The sequence below is a fragment of the Ornithinimicrobium carbonis genome (assembly GCF_977012275.1).
In genome coordinates this window covers 356,175-374,441 of the sequence record NZ_OZ348993.1, presented here as the reverse complement: position 1 = coordinate 374,441, position 18,267 = coordinate 356,175, and the positions used below count along the sequence as shown (strand labels likewise).

At 71.9% G+C, this 18,267-nt stretch carries 17 protein-coding genes; all 17 read left to right on the top strand.

The genetic code is table 11. From position 1 onward, the window contains the following. Window positions 1–172 precede the first annotated feature (172 nt). The 17 genes from rho to ACWHYA_RS01565 all read left to right on the top strand — a co-directional run bounded on the left by rho (window position 173) and on the right by ACWHYA_RS01565 (window position 18,231). Window positions 173–2,389, top strand: a complete 2,217-nt coding sequence (rho, locus tag ACWHYA_RS01645; protein ID WP_425939499.1) for a transcription termination factor Rho — start codon at window positions 173–175, stop codon at window positions 2,387–2,389. Window positions 2,390–2,649: 260 nt separating this feature from the next. Then, on the top strand, window positions 2,650–2,868 hold the full coding sequence (gene rpmE / locus ACWHYA_RS01640) for a 50S ribosomal protein L31 (protein ID WP_075957440.1): 219 nt from the start codon (window positions 2,650–2,652) through the stop codon (window positions 2,866–2,868). 108 nt (window positions 2,869–2,976) lie between these two features. Continuing rightward, entirely contained in the window at window positions 2,977–4,077 is a 1,101-nt protein-coding gene (gene prfA, locus ACWHYA_RS01635) for a peptide chain release factor 1 (RefSeq protein WP_425939502.1), read from the top strand. After that, window positions 4,074–4,994, top strand: coding sequence for a peptide chain release factor N(5)-glutamine methyltransferase (gene prmC, locus ACWHYA_RS01630; protein ID WP_425939503.1), 921 nt, complete (start codon window positions 4,074–4,076; stop codon window positions 4,992–4,994). Before prfA ends, prmC begins: the two co-directional genes overlap by 4 nt. Window positions 4,995–5,457: 463 nt before the next feature. Further along, window positions 5,458–6,369: an L-threonylcarbamoyladenylate synthase gene (locus tag ACWHYA_RS01625; RefSeq protein ID WP_425939505.1), complete on the top strand. Its 912-nt coding sequence runs from the start codon at window positions 5,458–5,460 to the stop codon at window positions 6,367–6,369. Window positions 6,370–6,434: 65 nt separating this feature from the next. After that, the gene (locus ACWHYA_RS01620; RefSeq protein ID WP_425939507.1) at window positions 6,435–7,736 is read left to right on the top strand and encodes a serine hydroxymethyltransferase; all 1,302 of its coding nucleotides are present in this window, start codon (window positions 6,435–6,437) and stop codon (window positions 7,734–7,736) included. A gap of 100 nt (window positions 7,737–7,836) precedes the next feature. Next, on the top strand, window positions 7,837–8,940 hold the full coding sequence (locus ACWHYA_RS01615) for a glycosyltransferase family 4 protein (RefSeq protein ID WP_425939509.1): 1,104 nt from the start codon (window positions 7,837–7,839) through the stop codon (window positions 8,938–8,940). A 99-nt stretch (window positions 8,941–9,039) separates the two neighbouring features. Further along, entirely contained in the window at window positions 9,040–9,480 is a 441-nt protein-coding gene (locus ACWHYA_RS01610; protein ID WP_425939511.1) for a hypothetical protein, read from the top strand. A gap of 104 nt (window positions 9,481–9,584) precedes the next feature. After that, window positions 9,585–9,770, top strand: a complete 186-nt coding sequence (locus ACWHYA_RS01605; RefSeq protein WP_426947496.1) for a hypothetical protein — start codon at window positions 9,585–9,587, stop codon at window positions 9,768–9,770. 88 nt (window positions 9,771–9,858) lie between these two features. Continuing rightward, complete coding sequence (gene atpB, locus ACWHYA_RS01600; RefSeq protein ID WP_425939513.1) at window positions 9,859–10,680, top strand: F0F1 ATP synthase subunit A; 822 nt, start codon at window positions 9,859–9,861, stop codon at window positions 10,678–10,680. Between the two features lie 117 nt (window positions 10,681–10,797). Further along, window positions 10,798–11,013, top strand: a complete 216-nt coding sequence (locus ACWHYA_RS01595) for an ATP synthase F0 subunit C (protein ID WP_075957433.1) — start codon at window positions 10,798–10,800, stop codon at window positions 11,011–11,013. Between the two features lie 77 nt (window positions 11,014–11,090). Then, on the top strand, window positions 11,091–11,690 hold the full coding sequence (locus ACWHYA_RS01590) for a F0F1 ATP synthase subunit B (protein WP_425939515.1): 600 nt from the start codon (window positions 11,091–11,093) through the stop codon (window positions 11,688–11,690). Further along, window positions 11,690–12,496, top strand: coding sequence for a F0F1 ATP synthase subunit delta (locus ACWHYA_RS01585; RefSeq protein ID WP_425939517.1), 807 nt, complete (start codon window positions 11,690–11,692; stop codon window positions 12,494–12,496). Before ACWHYA_RS01590 ends, ACWHYA_RS01585 begins: the two co-directional genes overlap by 1 nt. A 68-nt stretch (window positions 12,497–12,564) precedes the next feature. Beyond that, window positions 12,565–14,214, top strand: a complete 1,650-nt coding sequence (gene atpA, locus ACWHYA_RS01580; RefSeq protein WP_425939519.1) for a F0F1 ATP synthase subunit alpha — start codon at window positions 12,565–12,567, stop codon at window positions 14,212–14,214. Window positions 14,215–14,316: 102 nt separating this feature from the next. Further along, on the top strand, window positions 14,317–15,219 hold the full coding sequence (locus ACWHYA_RS01575; RefSeq protein WP_425939520.1) for a F0F1 ATP synthase subunit gamma: 903 nt from the start codon (window positions 14,317–14,319) through the stop codon (window positions 15,217–15,219). Between the two features lie 21 nt (window positions 15,220–15,240). Then, window positions 15,241–16,695, top strand: a complete 1,455-nt coding sequence (gene atpD, locus ACWHYA_RS01570; RefSeq protein ID WP_431473547.1) for a F0F1 ATP synthase subunit beta — start codon at window positions 15,241–15,243, stop codon at window positions 16,693–16,695. Window positions 16,696–16,965: 270 nt separating this feature from the next. Further along, complete coding sequence (locus ACWHYA_RS01565; protein ID WP_425939524.1) at window positions 16,966–18,231, top strand: acetyl-CoA hydrolase/transferase family protein; 1,266 nt, start codon at window positions 16,966–16,968, stop codon at window positions 18,229–18,231. Window positions 18,232–18,267: the final 36 nt, after the last annotated feature.

Genomic DNA, 18,267 nt, shown 5'->3' with positions numbered 1-18,267 from the left:
GTCGAGCTCCGGGACATCCATCCACGGACCGACGCCCCTCGGCGTCAGGTCTCCACGACCGCCGATCCGGGTCGCGTCCGTGGCACGTTCCCGTCCAGCGCCGTCCGCGCGGTGGACCACACCCCAGGACCCCACGTCCGGCGGAGTCCGGGCCGAGGGGGAAGGACAGTACGTGACCGACATCAGTCAGGCAGCCACGACCAGGACCGGTGCGCTGAGCACCCTCCGACTGGCCGAGCTGCAGCAGCTCGCCTCGAGCATGGGCATCTCCGTCGACGCCAGGATGCGCAAGGCCGACCTCGTGTCCGCCATCCGCGAGCGCCGTGGGGGCGGGGACGTCCGCGCCGCCGAGGGGGCCGGACGCTCCGCCGCCGACGCGGACCGAGGTGCCGACGGGAGCGGCCAGCCGTCCCGCAGCGACCGCGGGGGCGGGCGCAACCACCGGGGCGAGGACCGCCAGGGTGGCGACGCCGCCCGTGGGGAGGACGGCTCCGCGGAGCGGTCCACGCCCGACCAGGGGACCACCGGCACCACGTCTGACCAGGGGGCGCAGGGGGTCGACCTGGACGCCGTGCTCGACCGCGCGCAGGCGCAGCGGGAGGGGGGACGCACCCGGCGCACCAGGCGAGCCGGCTCGTCCGCCGGTGCCCCGCGCGTCGACGATCGGCAGGGGTCCGCCGACGGTCAGGAGCAGGACCGGCAGGGTCAGGACCAGGACCGTCGCGACGGGCAGCGCGGGCGGAGCGGTGGGGACGGCGAGCGGCAGGGCGGACAGTCGCAGGCCGGTGAGAACAGCCAGGGCCGCGGCTCCGACCAGCGCGGCGACGACCGCAACCAGGGCGGTGCCGACCGCAACCAGGGCGGCAACGACCGCAACCAGGGCGGCAACGACCGCAACCAGGGCGGCAACGACCGCAACCAGGGCGACGACGACCGCTCCGGCGGGCAGCAGCGCCAGGACCGCCGCTCCGACCAGCAGGACCGCCGACCCGACCAGCAGGACCGCCGACCCGACCAGCGGCAGGACGACAAGGGCGGGCAGGACGACGACTTCGACGACGACGGGGACGGCCGCGGCCGTCGCCGGCGCAACCGCCAGCGCAGCCGGGACCGCAAGCGTGGGCGTGGCCCGGGTGGTACCGACCAGCGGCAGGGCGGGCAGCAGCCCGGCGGCCAGCGGGAGGACGAGGAGAGCTACTCCGACGAGGACGTGCTCGTCCCCGTCGGTGGCGTCCTGGACCTGCTGGATAGCTACGCCTTCATCCGCACGACGGGCTACCTGCCCGGGCCGACCGACATCTACGTCCCGCTGGGCATGGTCCGCAAGTTCGGCCTCCGCAAGGGTGACGCGGTCACCGGGGCCATCAAGGCTCCCCAGGACGGTCAGGACCACACGCACACCGTCTCCTCGACCGGGAACAAGCGCGACCGCGGCAAGTTCAGCGCGCTGGTCCGGCTGGACTCGATCAACGGCCAGACCCCGGAGCAGGCGCGCCAGCGTCCCGACTTCTCCCGGCTGACCCCGCTCTACCCCCAGGAGCGCCTGCGCCTGGAGACCGAGCAGAAGAACCTCACGACGAGGGTCATCGACCTGGTCGCTCCCATCGGCAAGGGTCAGCGCGGACTCATCGTGTCCCCGCCGAAGGCCGGCAAGACGATGATCATGCAGGCCATCGCCAACGCGATCTCCCAGAACAACCCCGAGGTCCACCTGATGATCGTCCTCGTCGACGAGCGTCCGGAGGAGGTCACCGACTTCGAGCGCACCGTGCAGGGCGAGGTCATCGCCTCGACCTTCGACCGCCCCGCGGTCGACCACACGACGGTCGCCGAGCTGGCCATCGAGCGCGCCAAGCGGCTCGTCGAGCTGGGCCAGGACGTCGTCGTCCTCCTCGACGGCATCACCCGACTGGGCCGGGCCTACAACCTCTCGGCCCCCGCCTCGGGCCGGATCCTCTCCGGCGGGGTCGACTCCTCGGCGCTGTACCCGCCGAAAAAGTTCTTCGGCGCCGCGCGCAACATCGAGAACGGTGGGTCGCTGACCATCCTCGCCACCGCACTGGTGGAGACCGGGTCGAAGATGGACGAGGTGATCTTCGAGGAGTTCAAGGGCACCGGCAACATGGAGCTGCGCCTGTCCCGCCACCTGGCGGACCGCCGCACCTTCCCGGCCGTCGACGTCAACGCCTCCGGCACCCGCCGTGAGGAGATCCTCATGAGCGGCGACGAGCTGAAGATCATGTGGAAGCTTCGTCGGGTGCTCTCCGCGCTCGACCAGCAGCAGGGCATCGAGCTCCTGCTCGACCGGCTGCGCAAGACCAAGCACAACTACGAGTTCCTCACCCAGGTCCAGCAGACCTCCTCGGTGAGGCTGAACGACGAGGACTGACCGGGCCGACCACCCGCAGCGACGGGCCCGGCGGGAGAAGACTCCTGCCGGGCCCGTCGTGCGTCCTCGGCCGTCGGGCCCGTGGGTCCTCGGCCGAAGGCTGACCGTCGTCCGGACGAGGCGGGTCCCGGCACGAGCCGGACCCCGGCCGAATGGACCCGGACCGTCCCGCTCTGGCAGAATGGCCCGTTGGCCCACCGGTTCACGGGGGCGCTGCCGCGCCGCCGACCCGGGGAACCCGCCACCCGTGAGGAGAGACCATGAAGAAGGACATCCACCCGGAGTACGTCGAGACCCAGGTGACCTGCACCTGCGGGGCGTCGTTCACCACCCGCAGCACCGCCACGTCCGGCCGGATCAGCGCCGACGTGTGCTCCAGCTGCCACCCGTTCTACACCGGCAAGCAGAAGATCCTGGACACCGGTGGCCGCGTGGCCCGCTTCCAGGAGCGCTACGGCAAGAAGGCCGACGCCAAGTAGGCCCTCCGACGCCGGTCCCGCGAGCTGCTCGCGGGGCCGGCGTCTGCCGTTCCCGGCCCGGGCCGTCCGGGACCGGCGTCCTCGTCACCCCACCCTGAGAGGTCCCGGATGACCACCCACGACTTCGGCTCCGCCCTCCCGCTCCTGGCCGAGCACGCCGAGATCGAGCAACGGCTGGCCGATCCTGCCGTGCACGGCGACCCGCCGGCCCTGCGTCGGCTCAACACCCGGTATGCCGCGCTGGGGCCCGTCGTGGCTGCGTACCGCGAGTGGGAGCGCGCGGCGGGCGACCTGGGCGCGGCCCAGGAGCTGGCCGGCGACGATCCCGGGTTCGCGGCCGAGGTCCCCGGTCTGCAGGTCGAGGTGGACCGCGCCGCCGAGCTGCTGCACCGGATGCTCGTCCCCCGCGACCCCGACGACGACCGGGACGTGATCCTGGAGGTCAAGGCCGGCGAGGGCGGGGAGGAGTCGGCACTCTTCGCCGGGGACCTTCTGCGGATGTACCTGCGCTACGCCGAGCGGCGCGGCTGGCGGACCGTGCTGCTCGACGCGACGCCGTCCGACCTCGGAGGGTACAAGGACGCGCGCGTCGCGGTCCGGGCGACCGGTGTTCCGGGACCCGGCGAGGCGCCCTGGGCCCGCCTGAAGTACGAGGGCGGTGTGCACCGGGTCCAGCGGGTGCCCGTCACCGAGAGCCAGGGGCGTGTCCACACCTCGGCGGCCGGGGTCCTCGTGATGCCCGACCTGGACGACGACGCCGGCGCGGAGGTCGTCCTGGACCCCGCGGACCTGAAGATCGACGTGTTCCGCTCCTCGGGGCCGGGCGGGCAGTCGGTCAACACGACCGACTCGGCGGTCCGTGTGACCCATCTGCCCTCCGGGCTGGTGGTCTCCTGCCAGAACGAGAAGTCCCAGCTCCAGAACAAGGAGTCGGCCCTGCGCGTGCTGCGGGCCCGCCTGCGCCAGATCGCCGTCGACCAGGCCGAGGCGGCCGCCAACGAGCAGCGCCGCAGCCAGGTGCGCACGGTCGACCGCAGTGAACGCATCCGCACCTACAACTTCCCGGAGAACCGCATCGCCGACCACCGCACCGGCTACAAGGCCTACAACCTCGACCAGGTGGTCGACGGCGACCTCGACCCGGTCGTGCAGTCCGCCGTCGACGCCGACGAGGCCGAGCGCCTGGCCCGCGCCGGGACGACGCGGTGAACGTCGACCGGGTCCTGCGGGCTGCGACCGCCGTGCTCACCGGCGCAGGCGTCCCCAGCCCGGCCGTCGACGCGGAGGTGCTGCTGGCGCACGTCTCCGGGCACGAGCTCGGCGAGCTGCGACGGGCACGGATCATGGGGGCGGAGGTACCCGCGCCGACGCGGACGGCATACCTGGAGCTCGTGGAGCGGCGCGCCCGCAGGGTGCCGCTGCAGCACCTCACCGGACGGGCCCACCTGGGCGGGGTCGACCTCGTCGTGGGGCCCGGGGTGTTCGTGCCCCGGCCCGAGACGGAGGTGCTCGTCGGGCTCGCCCTCGAGGCTCTCGACGCCCTCGCCGCCCTCGACGCGCGCGGCGCCCGTGACCCTGAGGCCCTCGACCCCTCGAGCGGCGTGGCCGTCCCGACCGTGGTCGACCTGTGCACCGGCAGCGGGGCGGTCGCCCTCGCGCTGGCCCGGGCCCGTCCGCACGCGCGGGTCGGGGCCGTCGAGCTGTCCGAGGACGCGCACCGTTACGCGGTGACGAACGTGGAGCGGAGCGGGCTGCCGGTGGACCTGCGGCTGGGAAGGGCCCAGGACGCCTTCGAGGACCTGCTGGGCGTCGTGGACGTGGTCACGAGCAACCCGCCGTACATCCCGCCGGACGCCGTCCCGGTCGACGTCGAGGTCAGGGAGCACGACCCGGAGCTGGCGCTCTACGGGGGAGGGGTCGACGGGCTGCAGGTGCCGCTGGAGGTCGCGGCCCGGGCGGCGCGGCTGCTGCGGCCGGGCGGGGTGCTCCTCATGGAGCACGCCGCGGCGCAGGGGCGCAGCCTGCCGGAGGCGCTGGCCGCCCAGGGGACGTGGTCGCAGGTGGACGACCACGTCGACCTCGCGGGACTGCCCAGGGTCGCCCGGGCCGTGCGCGCAGACCGCTGACACGACACCGCCCCGGTCCCGCGACGAACGCGGACCCGGGGCGGGCCGTGAGTGGAGGGGGTCGTGATCAGAAGATCCAGATCAGCAGGGCAATGATGAGCAGGATGCCCACGATCGTCCAGATCAGGCCGCTTCCGCGCATGATTCTCACTCTCCTTCGGTGGCCCGGGCACGGGGTGCGCCCAGGTCGTCGCCCCCCACTCTCGACGAGCGGGCGGACGGTCGCAACTCTAGGTGACACCAGGGTGTCGAAGGACCGCGACACCCGGGGCCCTGCCTGCGGTGTGCCGAGGCGACCCAGGGCCGGGACGCACGGTGCGCCGCGGCACCTGCACCCGGGTTGAGCGACGCCCGCGGCCGGGAGGTACGGTGCCCACGACCGGGACGCACGGTGCCCGCGGTGAGAGACTGGTTCCCGCCCGACCGACCCGCCCCCGCCCCCCATGCGCCGGAGGAGATCCCGATGCCCGTTGGCCCGCCCCTGCCGGAACGGTTGCTCGACTGTGCCGACCCGCAGACCCGGCAGGAGTCGCTGGACCGCGCCGCCGACGCGGTGCGCGCGGGTCGGGTGGTCGTCCTGCCCACCGACACCGTCTACGGCGTGGGTGCCGACGCGTTCGACGTGGTCGCGGTGGCCATGGTGCTGGCCGCCAAGCACCGGGGCCGCGAGATGCCGCCGCCGGTGCTCGTGCCCAACCCCCGCACGGTGGACGGTCTGGCCGTGGACGTGCCGATGTACGCCCGCATCCTCATGCGCCAGTTCTGGCCAGGGCCGTTGACCCTCGTCCTGCGGTCCCAGCCCTCGTTGCAGTGGGACCTCGGGGAGACGAACGGCACGGTCGCGCTGCGGATGCCGGACGACGAGGTCGCCCTGTCGCTGCTGGCGGAGGTCGGACCGATGGCCGTGACGAGCGCCAACCTCACCGGTCGGCCGGCGGCCACGACGGGCCAGGAGGCCCTGGACCAGCTCGGGGGGGCCGTGGCGGTCTACCTGGACGACGGCCCCCGCACGGGCGGCCTGGCCTCCACCATCCTCGACTGCACGGGGGAGGAGCCCGTCGTCCTGCGGGCCGGTGCGCTGCGGGTCGAGGACGTTCGCGCCGTGCTGGGGACGACGCGTCTGCGGGCGCCCGCGGACGGGGACGAAGGACCGGAACCGTCCACCGGGGAGACGACCGCGACGCAGAGCACACGCGCCGGGGCGGAGACCGTCGCGGGGACGACCGGCGCGGAGGAGACCGGCGCGCAGAGGAACGACGCGGAGGAGGCCGCCGGGGACGAGACCAGGGGGACGCCGACGGCCGACCTCGTCGGGAGCGTGAGCCCCAGCGGGGTGACCGTCCCCGCCGGAGCCCTGCGCATCCTCGGCCCCTGATGGCTCGCCCGCCCCGGCCACGGGTCTGCCCCCCGCCGGACGTCGACGACCCCTACAGTGGGGCCATGAGCACCGCAGTCACCCCCGAGACGTACTACGGCCCCAGCTTTCCGAAACTGCTCGAGCAGGATCCGCAGATCGCCGAGCTCCTCGTCGCCGAGCTGGACCGCCAGCGCAGCGGGCTGCAGCTGATCGCCAGCGAGAACCAGACCAGCCCCGCCGTCCTGGCGGCGCTGGGTTCGACGCTGTCGAACAAGTACGCCGAGGGCTACCCGGACGCGCGCTACTACGGCGGCTGCGCCGAGGTCGACAAGGTCGAGAAGCTGGCGATCGAGCGGGCCAAGCAGCTCTTCGGCGCCGACCACGCCAACGTCCAGGCGCACTCGGGGGCCAGTGCCAACCAGGCCGTCTACGGAGCCTTCGCCAAGCCCGGCGACACGATCCTGGCCATGTCCCTGGACCACGGGGGCCACCTCACGCACGGCTTCAAGGTGTCCTTCTCGGGCAAGTGGTTCAACGCCGTGCACTACGGCGTCCACCCCGAGACCGAGGACATCGACTACGACCAGGTCGAGGCGCTCGCCAAGGAGCACCGGCCGAAGATCATCGTGGCCGGCGGCTCGGCGATCCCCCGCCTCATCGACTTCGCGCGCTTCCGGGCGATCGCGGACGAGGTCGGCGCCATCTTCTGGGTGGACGCGGCGCACTTCATCGGCCTGGTGGCCGGCAAGGTCATCCCGTCCCCGGTCCCGCACGCCGACGTGGTCTCCTTCACCACCCACAAGGTGCTCCGCGGCCCGCGCGGCGGCGCGATCGTCTGCACCGAGGAACACGCCAAGAAGATCGACCGCGCGGTGTTCCCCATGATGCAGGGCGGTCCGCTCATGCACGCGGTGGCCGGCAAGGCGGTCAACTTCGCCGAGTGCGCGACCCCCGCCTACCAGTCCTACGCCCAGCAGGTGCTCGACAACGCCCGGGCCCTGGCCGGCGGGCTGGACAGCCGTGGCATCCGTCCGATCACCGGCGGCACCGACACCCACCTCTCGTTGCACGACCTGCGCGGCGTCGGGGTGACGGGGGTCGACGCGGAGGCCCGCTGCGACGCTGCGGGCATCGTGCTCAACAAGAACGCCATCCCCTTCGACCCGGAGAAGCCCAACGTGGCCTCGGGCATCCGGGTGGGGAGCCCGTCGGTCACGACCCAGGGGATGGGGACCGAGCAGATGGAGACCGTCGCGGAGCTGATCCACCGGGCCGTGACGCAGACCGACGGTGACCCGGACCACGCGGTCGCCCGGGAGATCCGGGCCGAGGTGGGAGAGCTGCTCACCTCCTACCCGGCCTACCCGGAGCCCAAGGCCGGCTGAGCCGGACATCGACCGACCGACCCGACCCGTCCCCGGGACCGCACCCCGCACCCCGCCCGCACCGGCGGGGACCGGGGACCGTCGGGGGAGGTGACCTTCCGTGCGCGAGTTCCTCATGGTGCTGCTGACCGCAGCGGTCGTCACCTACCTGGCGACGCCGCTGGTGCGCCGGCTCGCGCTGGTCGTGGGGGCCATCACCCCGGTGCGCGACCGTGACGTGCACGCCACCCCTGTGCCCCGCCTGGGCGGCGTGGCCATGCTGGTCGGCTTCGCCGCCGCGGTGGTGCTGGGTTCGCAGCTGCCCTACCACGGTCAGCTCTTCGACTCCTCACCCCAGCTCTACGGGGTGCTGGCCGCGGCCGCGCTCATCACGCTGCTGGGAGCGCTCGACGACGTGCGCGACCTGGACTGGGCGACGAAGCTGGCCGGTCAGGTGGTCGCGGGTGCGGTGATGGCCTTCTTCGGCGTCCAGCTGCTCTCGCTGCCGATCGCGGGGGTGACCGTGCTGCCCGAGCCGGTCATGGTGACCCTCACCGTGCTCGTGGTCGTCGTCTCGACGAACGCCGTGAACTTCATCGACGGCCTGGACGGGCTGGCGGCCGGGGTCGTGCTGATCGCCGCGTCGGCGTTCTTCGGGTGGTCCTACCTGGTGAGCACCAACTTCGACCCGCCCAACGTGTTCTCGACCGCAACCTTCATCAGCGCCGCGCTGATGGGGGTCTGCCTGGGCTTCCTGCCGCACAACTTCCACCCCGCCAGGCTCTTCATGGGCGACGCCGGGGCGCTGCTGCTCGGGCTGCTGCTCGCGGCCGCCACGATCTCGATGACCGGGTCGGTCGACCCCAGCTCCTCGGTGGCGACGGCGTCGGCGGTCACGGCGATCCTGCTGCCGCTGCTCATCCCGGTGGCGATCATGGCGCTGCCCTTCCTCGACATCGTGCTGGCGGTGCTGCGGCGCACGCGGGCGGGGCAGCTGCCCTGGAAGCCGGACCGCGGCCACCTGCACCACCGGTTGCTCGACATCGGGCACAGCCACCGGCGGGCGGTCGTCGTGCTCTACCTCTGGTCGGGCCTCATCGCCGTCGGCGCGGTGTCCTTCGCCTACCTGCCGGTGTGGGTCTCGGTGCTGGGCATCCTGCTGCTCCTGGGCCTGGCCATCGGCCTGACCCGTCGCCCCGAGGGCGTGCCCAGCCGTGCCGCCTGACCGGAGCCGCGCAGTGCGGCGCCGCCCGACCTGCGGACTTCTCCCGTCGGAGGGGCCTTGTGATAACTTTCACAAAGTCCGCCGACCCCCGGGAGAGTCATGACCGCCGCCTCCGCGACGCGCCGTTCCGCGCGCACGCCGGTGCGGTCGATGCTGCTCGGCGGACTCCTTCCCGTCGCCCCGCTGCTCGTGCTCGTGCCGCTGCTGACCTGGGCGGCAGCCGGTGGCTGGGCCGCCGTCTCGGCCCTGCTCGGCGTGGTCGTCTCCGCGGCCGTCTTCGTCCTGGGGGTGGTGGGCATCCGCGGCGTGCTGGCCGGCCCGACCACCACGACGATGGCGGGGGCGTTCGGTGTCTTCGTCCTCCAGATGGCGGTGCTGGCCGTCACGATCTGGGCGCTCGCGCAGACGACCTGGCTGCAGGTCCTGCCGCTGGTCGTCGCCTTCGTGCTCACCGGCCTGGTCTTCCAGGCCGGCCTCGTCGTGGGATACCTGCGCTCCCGTCCCACGCTGGACGTGACGCTGCCGGGAGAGGGCCGGTGAACGCCCGGGCCTCGGGTCCCGACCCCGGTCCCGACCGTCCTGACGTCCCGCCCCGACCCCGCATCCCGTCGCCGCACGGCGGCACCGAGCCGGAGGTCGTCGGCATGGCCCGGCAGACGGACCTGGGCAACGCCGTGCTGGCCTACCTGCTCGCCGGCCCGGTGGGCTTCGGCGCGCTCGGCTGGCTGCTGGACCTGCTCCTGGGCACCTGGTTCCTGCTGCCGGTCGGGGTGATCGGCGGGATGGTGCTGTCCATGTACGTGATCTGGCTCAGGTACGGTAGGTCATGACGTCGGTGTCCCACCGCGACCCTACGGCGTCGCCCCCTGTCCGGGAGCCAGCCCCGACACCCGTCGAACACCCTGTGGAGGAGAACGCGTGAGTGCGACCATGATGGCCGCTGGGCTGGTGCTGCCCATGGCTGCAGGCGAGGACAGCCACTTCCCGCCCACGCCGGGCGACTTCTGGCAGCCCCTGTTCGCGATCCCGGGCACGGAGTACTACTTCACCCGGCCGATGATGCTCATGGCCATCGCCACCGTCATCCTCATGGTGTGGCTGTGGATGACGACCCGCCGGGCGGCGCTGGTCCCGGGCAAGGGCCAGTGGCTGACCGAGCAGGTCTACAACTTCGGCCGCAACGGCATCGCCCGCGACATGATCGGCAGCAAGGAGTTCATGCCGTTCGTGCCGTTCCTGTTCTCGCTGTTCGTCTTCATCCTGCTGAACAACCTCATGGGCATCGTCCCGCCCTTCCAGAACCCCACGATGGCCCGGGTCGCCTTCCCGATCGGGCTGACGCTCCTCGTCTACGTGGTCTACCACTGGGTCGGCCTGCGCAAGAGGGGCAGCCTGGGCGCCTACCTGGGCGGCATGCTGCCCAGCGGCCTGCCGGGGTGGATCAAGCCGTTCATCCTCCTGCTGGAGCTCATCACCTTCTTCATCACCCGGCCGCTGACGCTCGCCCTGCGACTCTTCGGCAACATGTTCGCCGGCCACATGCTTCTCGTCGTCTTCATCGTCGGCGGCTGGTACCTCTTCAAGACCTACGAGCCCGGCCTCATGCTGGTCGCGATCCCCGCCTGGATCCTCGGCGTGGCACTGACCGCCTTCGAGGCCCTGGTCCAGTTCCTCCAGGCCTACGTCTTCACCCTCCTGGCCGCCTCCTACATCGGTGGCGCCCTGGCCGACGAGCACTGACGTCCCCGACGTCAGCGACCGCCGGCAGCCCTCGACCACCATCCGCACAACTGAATAGTTCCAAGGCCTTCGACGGGGCGCCGCCCCGTCAAGACATCACACAGAAAGAGATACGACGTGACTGGTGACATCACTCTGCTCGGCTACGGCCTGTCCACCATCGGCCCGGCCATCGCCGTGGGTCTGATCTTCGCCGCCTACATCAACGGGGTGGCCCGCCAGCCCGAGGCGCAGGGCAAGCTGCAGCCGATCGCCATCCTGGGCTTCGCGCTGGCGGAGGCGCTGGCCATCTTCGGTCTGGTGCTGTTCTTCATCGCCTTCTTCGTCGGCTGACCGACCCCGTCCCGTCCAGACCCGTCCCGCCGGTGCCCGAGAGGCGCTGAGGGACACGCACACGTGAGGAGCCGCTCGTGGAGCACACCACGATCGCGACGGGCGTCCTGAGGGCTGCCGAGCCGATCGGCGCCGGGGAGGATGCCGTCCCGATCCTTCCCTACATGCCCGAGCTCATCTTCGGGCTGATCGTCTTCGGCCTCTTCTACTTCTTCGTCGCCAAGAAGATCGTCCCCACCCTCGAGAAGGTCTACGCCGAGCGTACGGCCGCGATCGAGGGCGGGATGCAGGCGGCCGAGCAGGCCCAGGCCGAGGCCGCCGCGGCGAAGAAGCAGTACGAGGACCAGCTCGGTGAGGCCCGCGCCGAGGCCGCCCGCATCCGCGAGCAGGCCAAGGAGCAGGGCGCCCAGATCATCGCCGAGCTGCGCCAGCAGGCGCAGACCGAGGCCGCCCGGATCACCGAGACCGCGCACAAGCAGATCGAGGCCGAGCGCCAGCAGGCGATGGTCCAGCTGCGCGGGGAGGTCGGAGCGATCTCGACCGCCCTGGCCAGCAAGATCGTCGGCGAGTCGCTGGACGACGAGGCGCGCCAGCGCGGCATCGTGGACCGCTTCCTCGGCGAGCTGGAGTCGGGCGCCATCAGCCCGTCGCGTCTCGGGTCGGAGCAGGGACGCTGATGGAGAGCGCCTTCCGCCGGTCCTACCACGAGGCCGACCAGGCCCTGCAGCAGACGCTGGAGGGTGACCCCGCCGCGGTGGCCGACGACCTGTGGGCCGTCGCCCGCGTCGTGGACGCCAACCCGACCCTGCGCCGCAACCTGGCCGACCCCTCCCGTGAGGGGGCCGACAAGGCCGCGCTGGCCGAACGGCTCCTGGGGGGCAAGGTCGGCGCGGACGCGCTGGCGGTCGTCCGGACGACGGTGGCCCAGCGCTGGCCCCGTCAGGGCGACCTGGTGACCGCGCTGGAGCGCCTCGGGGTCGAGGCGATGCTCGCTCAGGCCCAGCGGCACGGCCGGCTGGGGCAGGTCGAGGACGAGCTGTTCCGGTTCTCCCGGATCGTCGACGGCACCCCGGACCTGCAGGCCGCCCTGGCGGACCGCCGCGCCGACCTGCAGGCCAAGGTCTCCCTGGTCGACCGGCTGCTGTCGGTGCGCACCGCCCCGGAGACCGTCCGCCTGGCCCGCCAGGCGGTGGCCGGCACCCGGGGCCGCCGGTTCGACATGGCCGTCGCCTCCTTCCTGGAGCAGGCCGCAGACCGTCAGGACCAGGTCACCGCGACCGTCACCAGCGCCGTGCCGCTCTCCCAGGAGCAGCTCGACCGCCTCACGGCCGCCCTGAGCACCCAGTACGGCCGCCAGGTCCACACGAACGTGGTCATCGACGAGGACGTCGTCGGTGGCATCCGGGTGGAGATCGGCGACGAGGTCATCGACGGCACGGTCAGCCAGCGGCTGGCCGACGCCCGTCGGCAGATGACCGGCTGAGTCCACCGCACACCCGCCACGACAGACACCCGGGCCGCACGAGCGGACCGACGACGAGGAGAAGAGACATGACGGAGCTTTCGATCCGTCCGGAGGAGATCCGGGACGCCCTGGACCAGTTCGTCCAGTCCTACGAGCCGAACGCCGCCTCCCGCGAGGAGGTCGGGCGCGTGGTCGACGCCGGCGACGGCATCGCCCACGTCGAGGGCCTGCCCTCGGTGATGACCAACGAGCTGCTGGAGTTCGAGGACGGCACCCTCGGCCTGGCGCTGAACCTGGACGTCCACGAGATCGGTGTCATCGTCCTGGGCGACTTCTCGGGCCTGGAGGAGGGTCAGCCGGTGCGCCGCACCGGCGAGGTCCTCTCGGTCCCCGTCGGGGACGACTACCTGGGCCGGGTCGTCAACCCCCTGGGCGTGCCGATCGACGGCCTGGGCGACATCGAGGACGAGGGACGCCGCGCGCTGGAGCTGCAGGCTCCCGGCGTGATGATGCGCAAGTCGGTGCACGAGCCGATGCAGACCGGCATCAAGGCCATCGACTCGATGATCCCGATCGGCCGCGGTCAGCGTCAGCTGATCATCGGCGACCGCCAGACCGGCAAGACCGCGGTGGCGATCGACACGATCCTCAACCAGAAGGCCAACTGGGAGTCCGGCGACCCGGAGAAGCAGGTCCGCTGCATCTACGTCGCCATCGGCCAGAAGGGCTCGACGATCGCCGGCGTGCGGGGCACGCTCGAGGAGAACGGCGCGCTGGAGTACACCACCATCGTCGCGGCCCCGGCCTCCGACGCGGCGGGCTTCAAGTACCTGGCCCCCTACACCGGCTCGGCCATCGGCCAGCACTGGATGTACCAGGGCAAGCACGTCCTCATCGTCTTCGACGACCTGTCCAAGCAGGCCGAGGCCTACCGCGCGGTGTCGCTGCTGCTGCGTCGCCCGCCGGGCCGTGAGGCCTACCCCGGCGACGTCTTCTACCTGCACAGCCGGCTGCTCGAGCGCTGCGCCAAGCTCTCCGACGAGCTGGGCGCCGGCTCGATGACCGGTCTGCCGATCATCGAGACCAAGGCCGGTGACGTCTCGGCGTACATCCCGACGAACGTCATCTCCATCACCGACGGCCAGATCTACCTGCAGGCCGACCTGTTCAACTCCAACGTCCGCCCCGCGATCGACGTGGGTGTCTCGGTCTCCCGCGTCGGCGGTGCCGCGCAGATCAAGGCCATGAAGTCGGTCTCGGGCCGCCTCAAGGTGGACCTGGCGCAGTTCCGCGAGATGGAGGCGTTCGCGATGTTCGCCTCCGACCTCGACGCGGCGTCCAAGGCGCAGCTGGAGCGCGGTGCGCGCATGGTGGAGATCCTCAAGCAGCCGCAGGCCTCCCCGGTCGCGGTCGAGGAGCAGGTCGCGATCATCTGGGCCGGCACCAACGGCCACATCGACGACGTCCCCGTCTCCGACGTGCGCCGGTTCGAGGGCGAGTGGGTCGACTACCTGCGGCGCAACGAGCGCGGCCTGCTGGACGGCATCCGCGAGACCGGCAAGATGGGTGACGACACCGAGGCCACCCTGGTCGAGGCCATGAAGGCCTTCAAGCAGGAGTTCCGCCCGGACGACAGCCAGGAGGTCCGCGTGGGCTCGGACGAGGACTTCGACAACGTCGACGCCCTCGAGGACGAGGACGTGGACCAGGAGCAGATCAAGGTCCGTCGCCGCTGACCCCGTCGGGTATGCCGTGGGGCGCGCCCCACGGCATACCCGCACCCGGCCGGCAGGCACGAACCGACCGCAGACGCTAGAGACACACGAGAGAGGCGAGATATGGGAGCGCAGCAGCGGGAGTACCGCCAGCGCAGCCGGTCCGTCCAGTCGACCAAGAAGATCACCCGGGCGATGGAGCTCATCGCCGCCTCGCGCGTGGTCAAGGCGCGGCAGCGCGTGGCCGAGACGACGCCGTACGCGAACGCGATCACCCGCGCCGTGTCCGCCGTCGCCAGCTACTCCGACGTCGACCACCCGCTGACCACCGAGCGGGAGACCGTGCGGCGTGCGGGGGTGCTCATCGTCACCAGCGACCGTGGGCTCGCCGGTGCCTACGCGGGCAACGTCCTCAAGCGCAGCGAACAGCTGCGCGAGCTGCTGGCCGACGACGAGGGCAAGGAGTTCGTGCCCTACCTGGCTGGCCGCAAGGCCGAGGGCTTCTACAAGTTCCGGGGCCGCTCCTTCGAGCAGTCGTGGTCGGGCTTCTCCGACGCGCCCACCTTCGAGGTGGCCAAGGAGATCGCGACGCGACTGACCCAGGACTTCGTCACGGGGTCGGAGGACGGCGGGGTGGACGAGCTGCACATCGTCTCCACCCGGTTCGTCTCGATGGTGACCCAGGAGGTCCACGTCGTGCGGCTCCTGCCCCTGGAGGTCGTCGAGGACGACACCCCGGCGACGGAGGAGGACATCTACCCCCTCTACGAGTTCGAGCCCGACGGCCGGGAGGTGCTCGACGCGCTCCTGCCCAAGTACGTCACCTCCCGGATCTGGAACGCGCTGCTGCAGGCGTCCGCGTCCGAGCTGGCGGCCCGCCAGCGGGCCATGAAGTCGGCGACGGACAACGCCGAGGAGCTCATCAAGACCTACACCCGGCTGGCGAACCAGGCCCGCCAGGCCGAGATCACCCAAGAGATCAGCGAAATCGTGGGCGGCGCGAGCGCCCTCGCCGACGCCAAGTGAGAAGGAACGCAAACCATGAGCATGGCTACCACTGAGGCTCCGGCACAGGAGCAGTCGCAGGGCGGCGTCGGTCGTCTGTCCCGGATCATCGGCCCGGTCGTCGACGTCGAGTTCCCGCCCGGGCAGATGCCCTCCCTCTACAACCTCCTCAAGACCGAGGTCACGCTCGGCGGGGAGACCAAGACGATCAACCTCGAGGTCGCCCAGGACATCGGCGACAACATGGTCCGCGCGATCTCGCTGCAGCCCACCGACGGACTCGTCCGCGGCGCCGCGGTGCAGGACACCGGTGGTCCGATCACCGTGCCCGTCGGCGACGTGACCCTGGGTCACGTGTTCAACGCCACGGGCGACGTGCTCGACCTCGAGGAGGGCGAGACGCTGGACATCACCGAGCGCTGGGGGATCCACCGCCAGGCGCCGGCGTTCGACCAGCTGGAGTCCAAGACCCAGATGTTCGAGACCGGCATCAAGGTCATCGACCTCATGACGCCCTACGTCCTCGGCGGCAAGATCGGTCTGTTCGGTGGTGCCGGTGTCGGCAAGACCGTGCTGATCCAGGAGATGATCGCCCGGGTCGCCCGGGACCACGGTGGTGTCTCGGTGTTCGCCGGGGTCGGCGAGAGGACCCGTGAGGGCAACGACCTCATCGTGGAGATGGAGGAGGCCGGGGTCCTCGGCCAGACCGCCCTCGTCTTCGGCCAGATGGACGAGCCGCCGGGCACGCGCCTGCGGGTGGCCCTGTCCGCGCTGACGATGGCGGAGTACTTCCGCGACGTGGCCAAGCAGGACGTGCTGCTGTTCATCGACAACATCTTCCGGTTCACCCAGGCCGGCTCGGAGGTCTCGACCCTGCTGGGCCGCATGCCCTCGGCCGTGGGCTACCAGCCCAACCTGGCCGACGAGATGGGCACCCTGCAGGAGCGGATCACCTCCACCCGCGGGCACTCGATCACCTCGATGCAGGCGATCTACGTCCCGGCCGACGACTACACCGACCCGGCGCCGGCGACCACCTTCGCCCACCTCGACGCGACCACCGAGCTCTCCCGCCCGATCGCCTCGATGGGCATCTACCCGGCCGTGGACCCGTTGACCTCCACCAGCCGGATCCTGGACCCGCGCTACATCACCCGCGAGCACTACGACACGGCCGTGCGGGTGAAGTCGATCCTGCAGCGCTACAAGGAGCTGCAGGACATCATCGCCATCCTCGGCATCGACGAGCTCTCCGAGGAGGACAAGATCCTGGTCGGCCGGGCCCGGCGGATCCAGCGGTTCCTGTCGCAGAACACCTACGTGGCCAAGCAGTTCACCGGCATCGAGGGCTCGACGGTCCCGCTGGCCGACACCATCGAGGCCTTCACCAAGGTCGCCGACGGCGAGTACGACCACGTCCCCGAGCAGGCCTTCTTCATGTGCGGTGGGCTCGACGACGTCGAGCGCCAGGCCGCCGAGCTGGAGAAGAACAGCTGAGCTGACCCCGCACTCCTCGGGGTGTGCGCGCAGGGGCCGGTGCGGAGCGATCCGCACCGGCCCCTCGTGCTCCCGGCCCGCACCGGCCCCTCGTACTCCCGGCCCCGCCGGCACGCCCGACACGCCCGGCGCACCGGCCCCCGCACGGGGTGCCGGGTGGGGGCCGGAGGGAAGGCCGGGCGGACGCCGGGCGCGGGGGGATGGCGGACGACGGGCACGGGGGAGGAGACCCCCGGCCGGTCCTGGTCGCGCCGAGGACACAATGGGCACGTGATCACCGTCGACACGCCGGCCCTGGCCGCCGCGCTGCGCGCCCTGCCCGCCGACCCCCGGGTCGTGGTGTCCGGCAACTCGAGCGTGCCCTGGGAGCTGGTCCGGATCCTCGACGAGCACGTGCCGAGCTACGTGCTCAACACCCTCAACGGCCCGCCCGGCCTGCCGGAGCGCGAGGGGGTCGTCGCCGAGACCAGCTTCGTGGGCGCGGGCCAGCGGCGCCACCCCGGACTGCGCTACGTCCCCTCCCGGCTCTCCCTGGTCCCGGTGCTCTTCCGCCGCGCGCTGCCGGTGGACGCGGTCCTGCTGCACTGCTCCCCGCCCCGCGACGGGGTGGTCTCCCTCGGGATCGAGGTCAACGTGCTCCCCGCCGCGATCGAGGCCTGCCGGGAGCGCGGCGGCCTCGTGGTGGCGCAGATCAACGACCGGATGCCCTTCACGCACGGAGACGCCCTCGTGCCCGTGGAGCACGTCGACCTGGCCGTGGCCACGAGCAGCGAGCTGCCCTCGCCGCCGACGGGCGTCCCGCTGGGTGAGGACGCCCGGGTGATCGGGGAACGGGTGGCCGCGATGGTGCCCGACGGAGCCACCCTCCAGATGGGCATCGGGACGGTGCCCGACGCCGTGCTGGCGGCGCTGACGGGGCACCGGGGACTGCGGCTGTGGACCGAGATGTTCTCCGACGGGGTGCTGGCCCTCGACGCCGCCGGAGCGCTCGACGACGAGCACCCGTTGACCACGTCCTTCCTCTTCGGCTCGCCGGAGCTCTACGCCTGGCTCGACGGCAACCGGCGGGTGCACCTGCTGCGGACCGAACGCACCAACGACCCGGCCCTGATCGCCCGGCAGCGGTCCATGACCTCGATCAACACCGCCCTGGAGGTCGACCTCTTCGGCCAGGCCAACGCCTCGCGGATCGATACCCGGATCCACAGCGGCTTCGGCGGCCAGACGGACTTCATCGTGGGGGCGCTGCACTCGCAGGGCGGGCAGGCGATCATGGCGCTGCGCTCGTGGCACCCCAAGGCCGACGTGTCCACGATCGTGCCGATGGTGGACGAGCCGGTCACCTCCTTCCAGGCCTCCGCGATCGTCACCGAGCAGGGGGTGGCGCCGCTGTTCGGGCACAGCGAGAAGGACCAGGCCCGTCACCTCATCGAGCGGGCGGCGCACCCGCGGGTGCGCGCCGAGCTGTGGGAGGAGGCCCACCACCTGGGTCTGGCCTCCCGGGAGTCGTCCCGGCAGGGCCCGGGCGACCGGTAGACTGCTCGGGACCGCCGCCGTACCCGAGAGGACAAG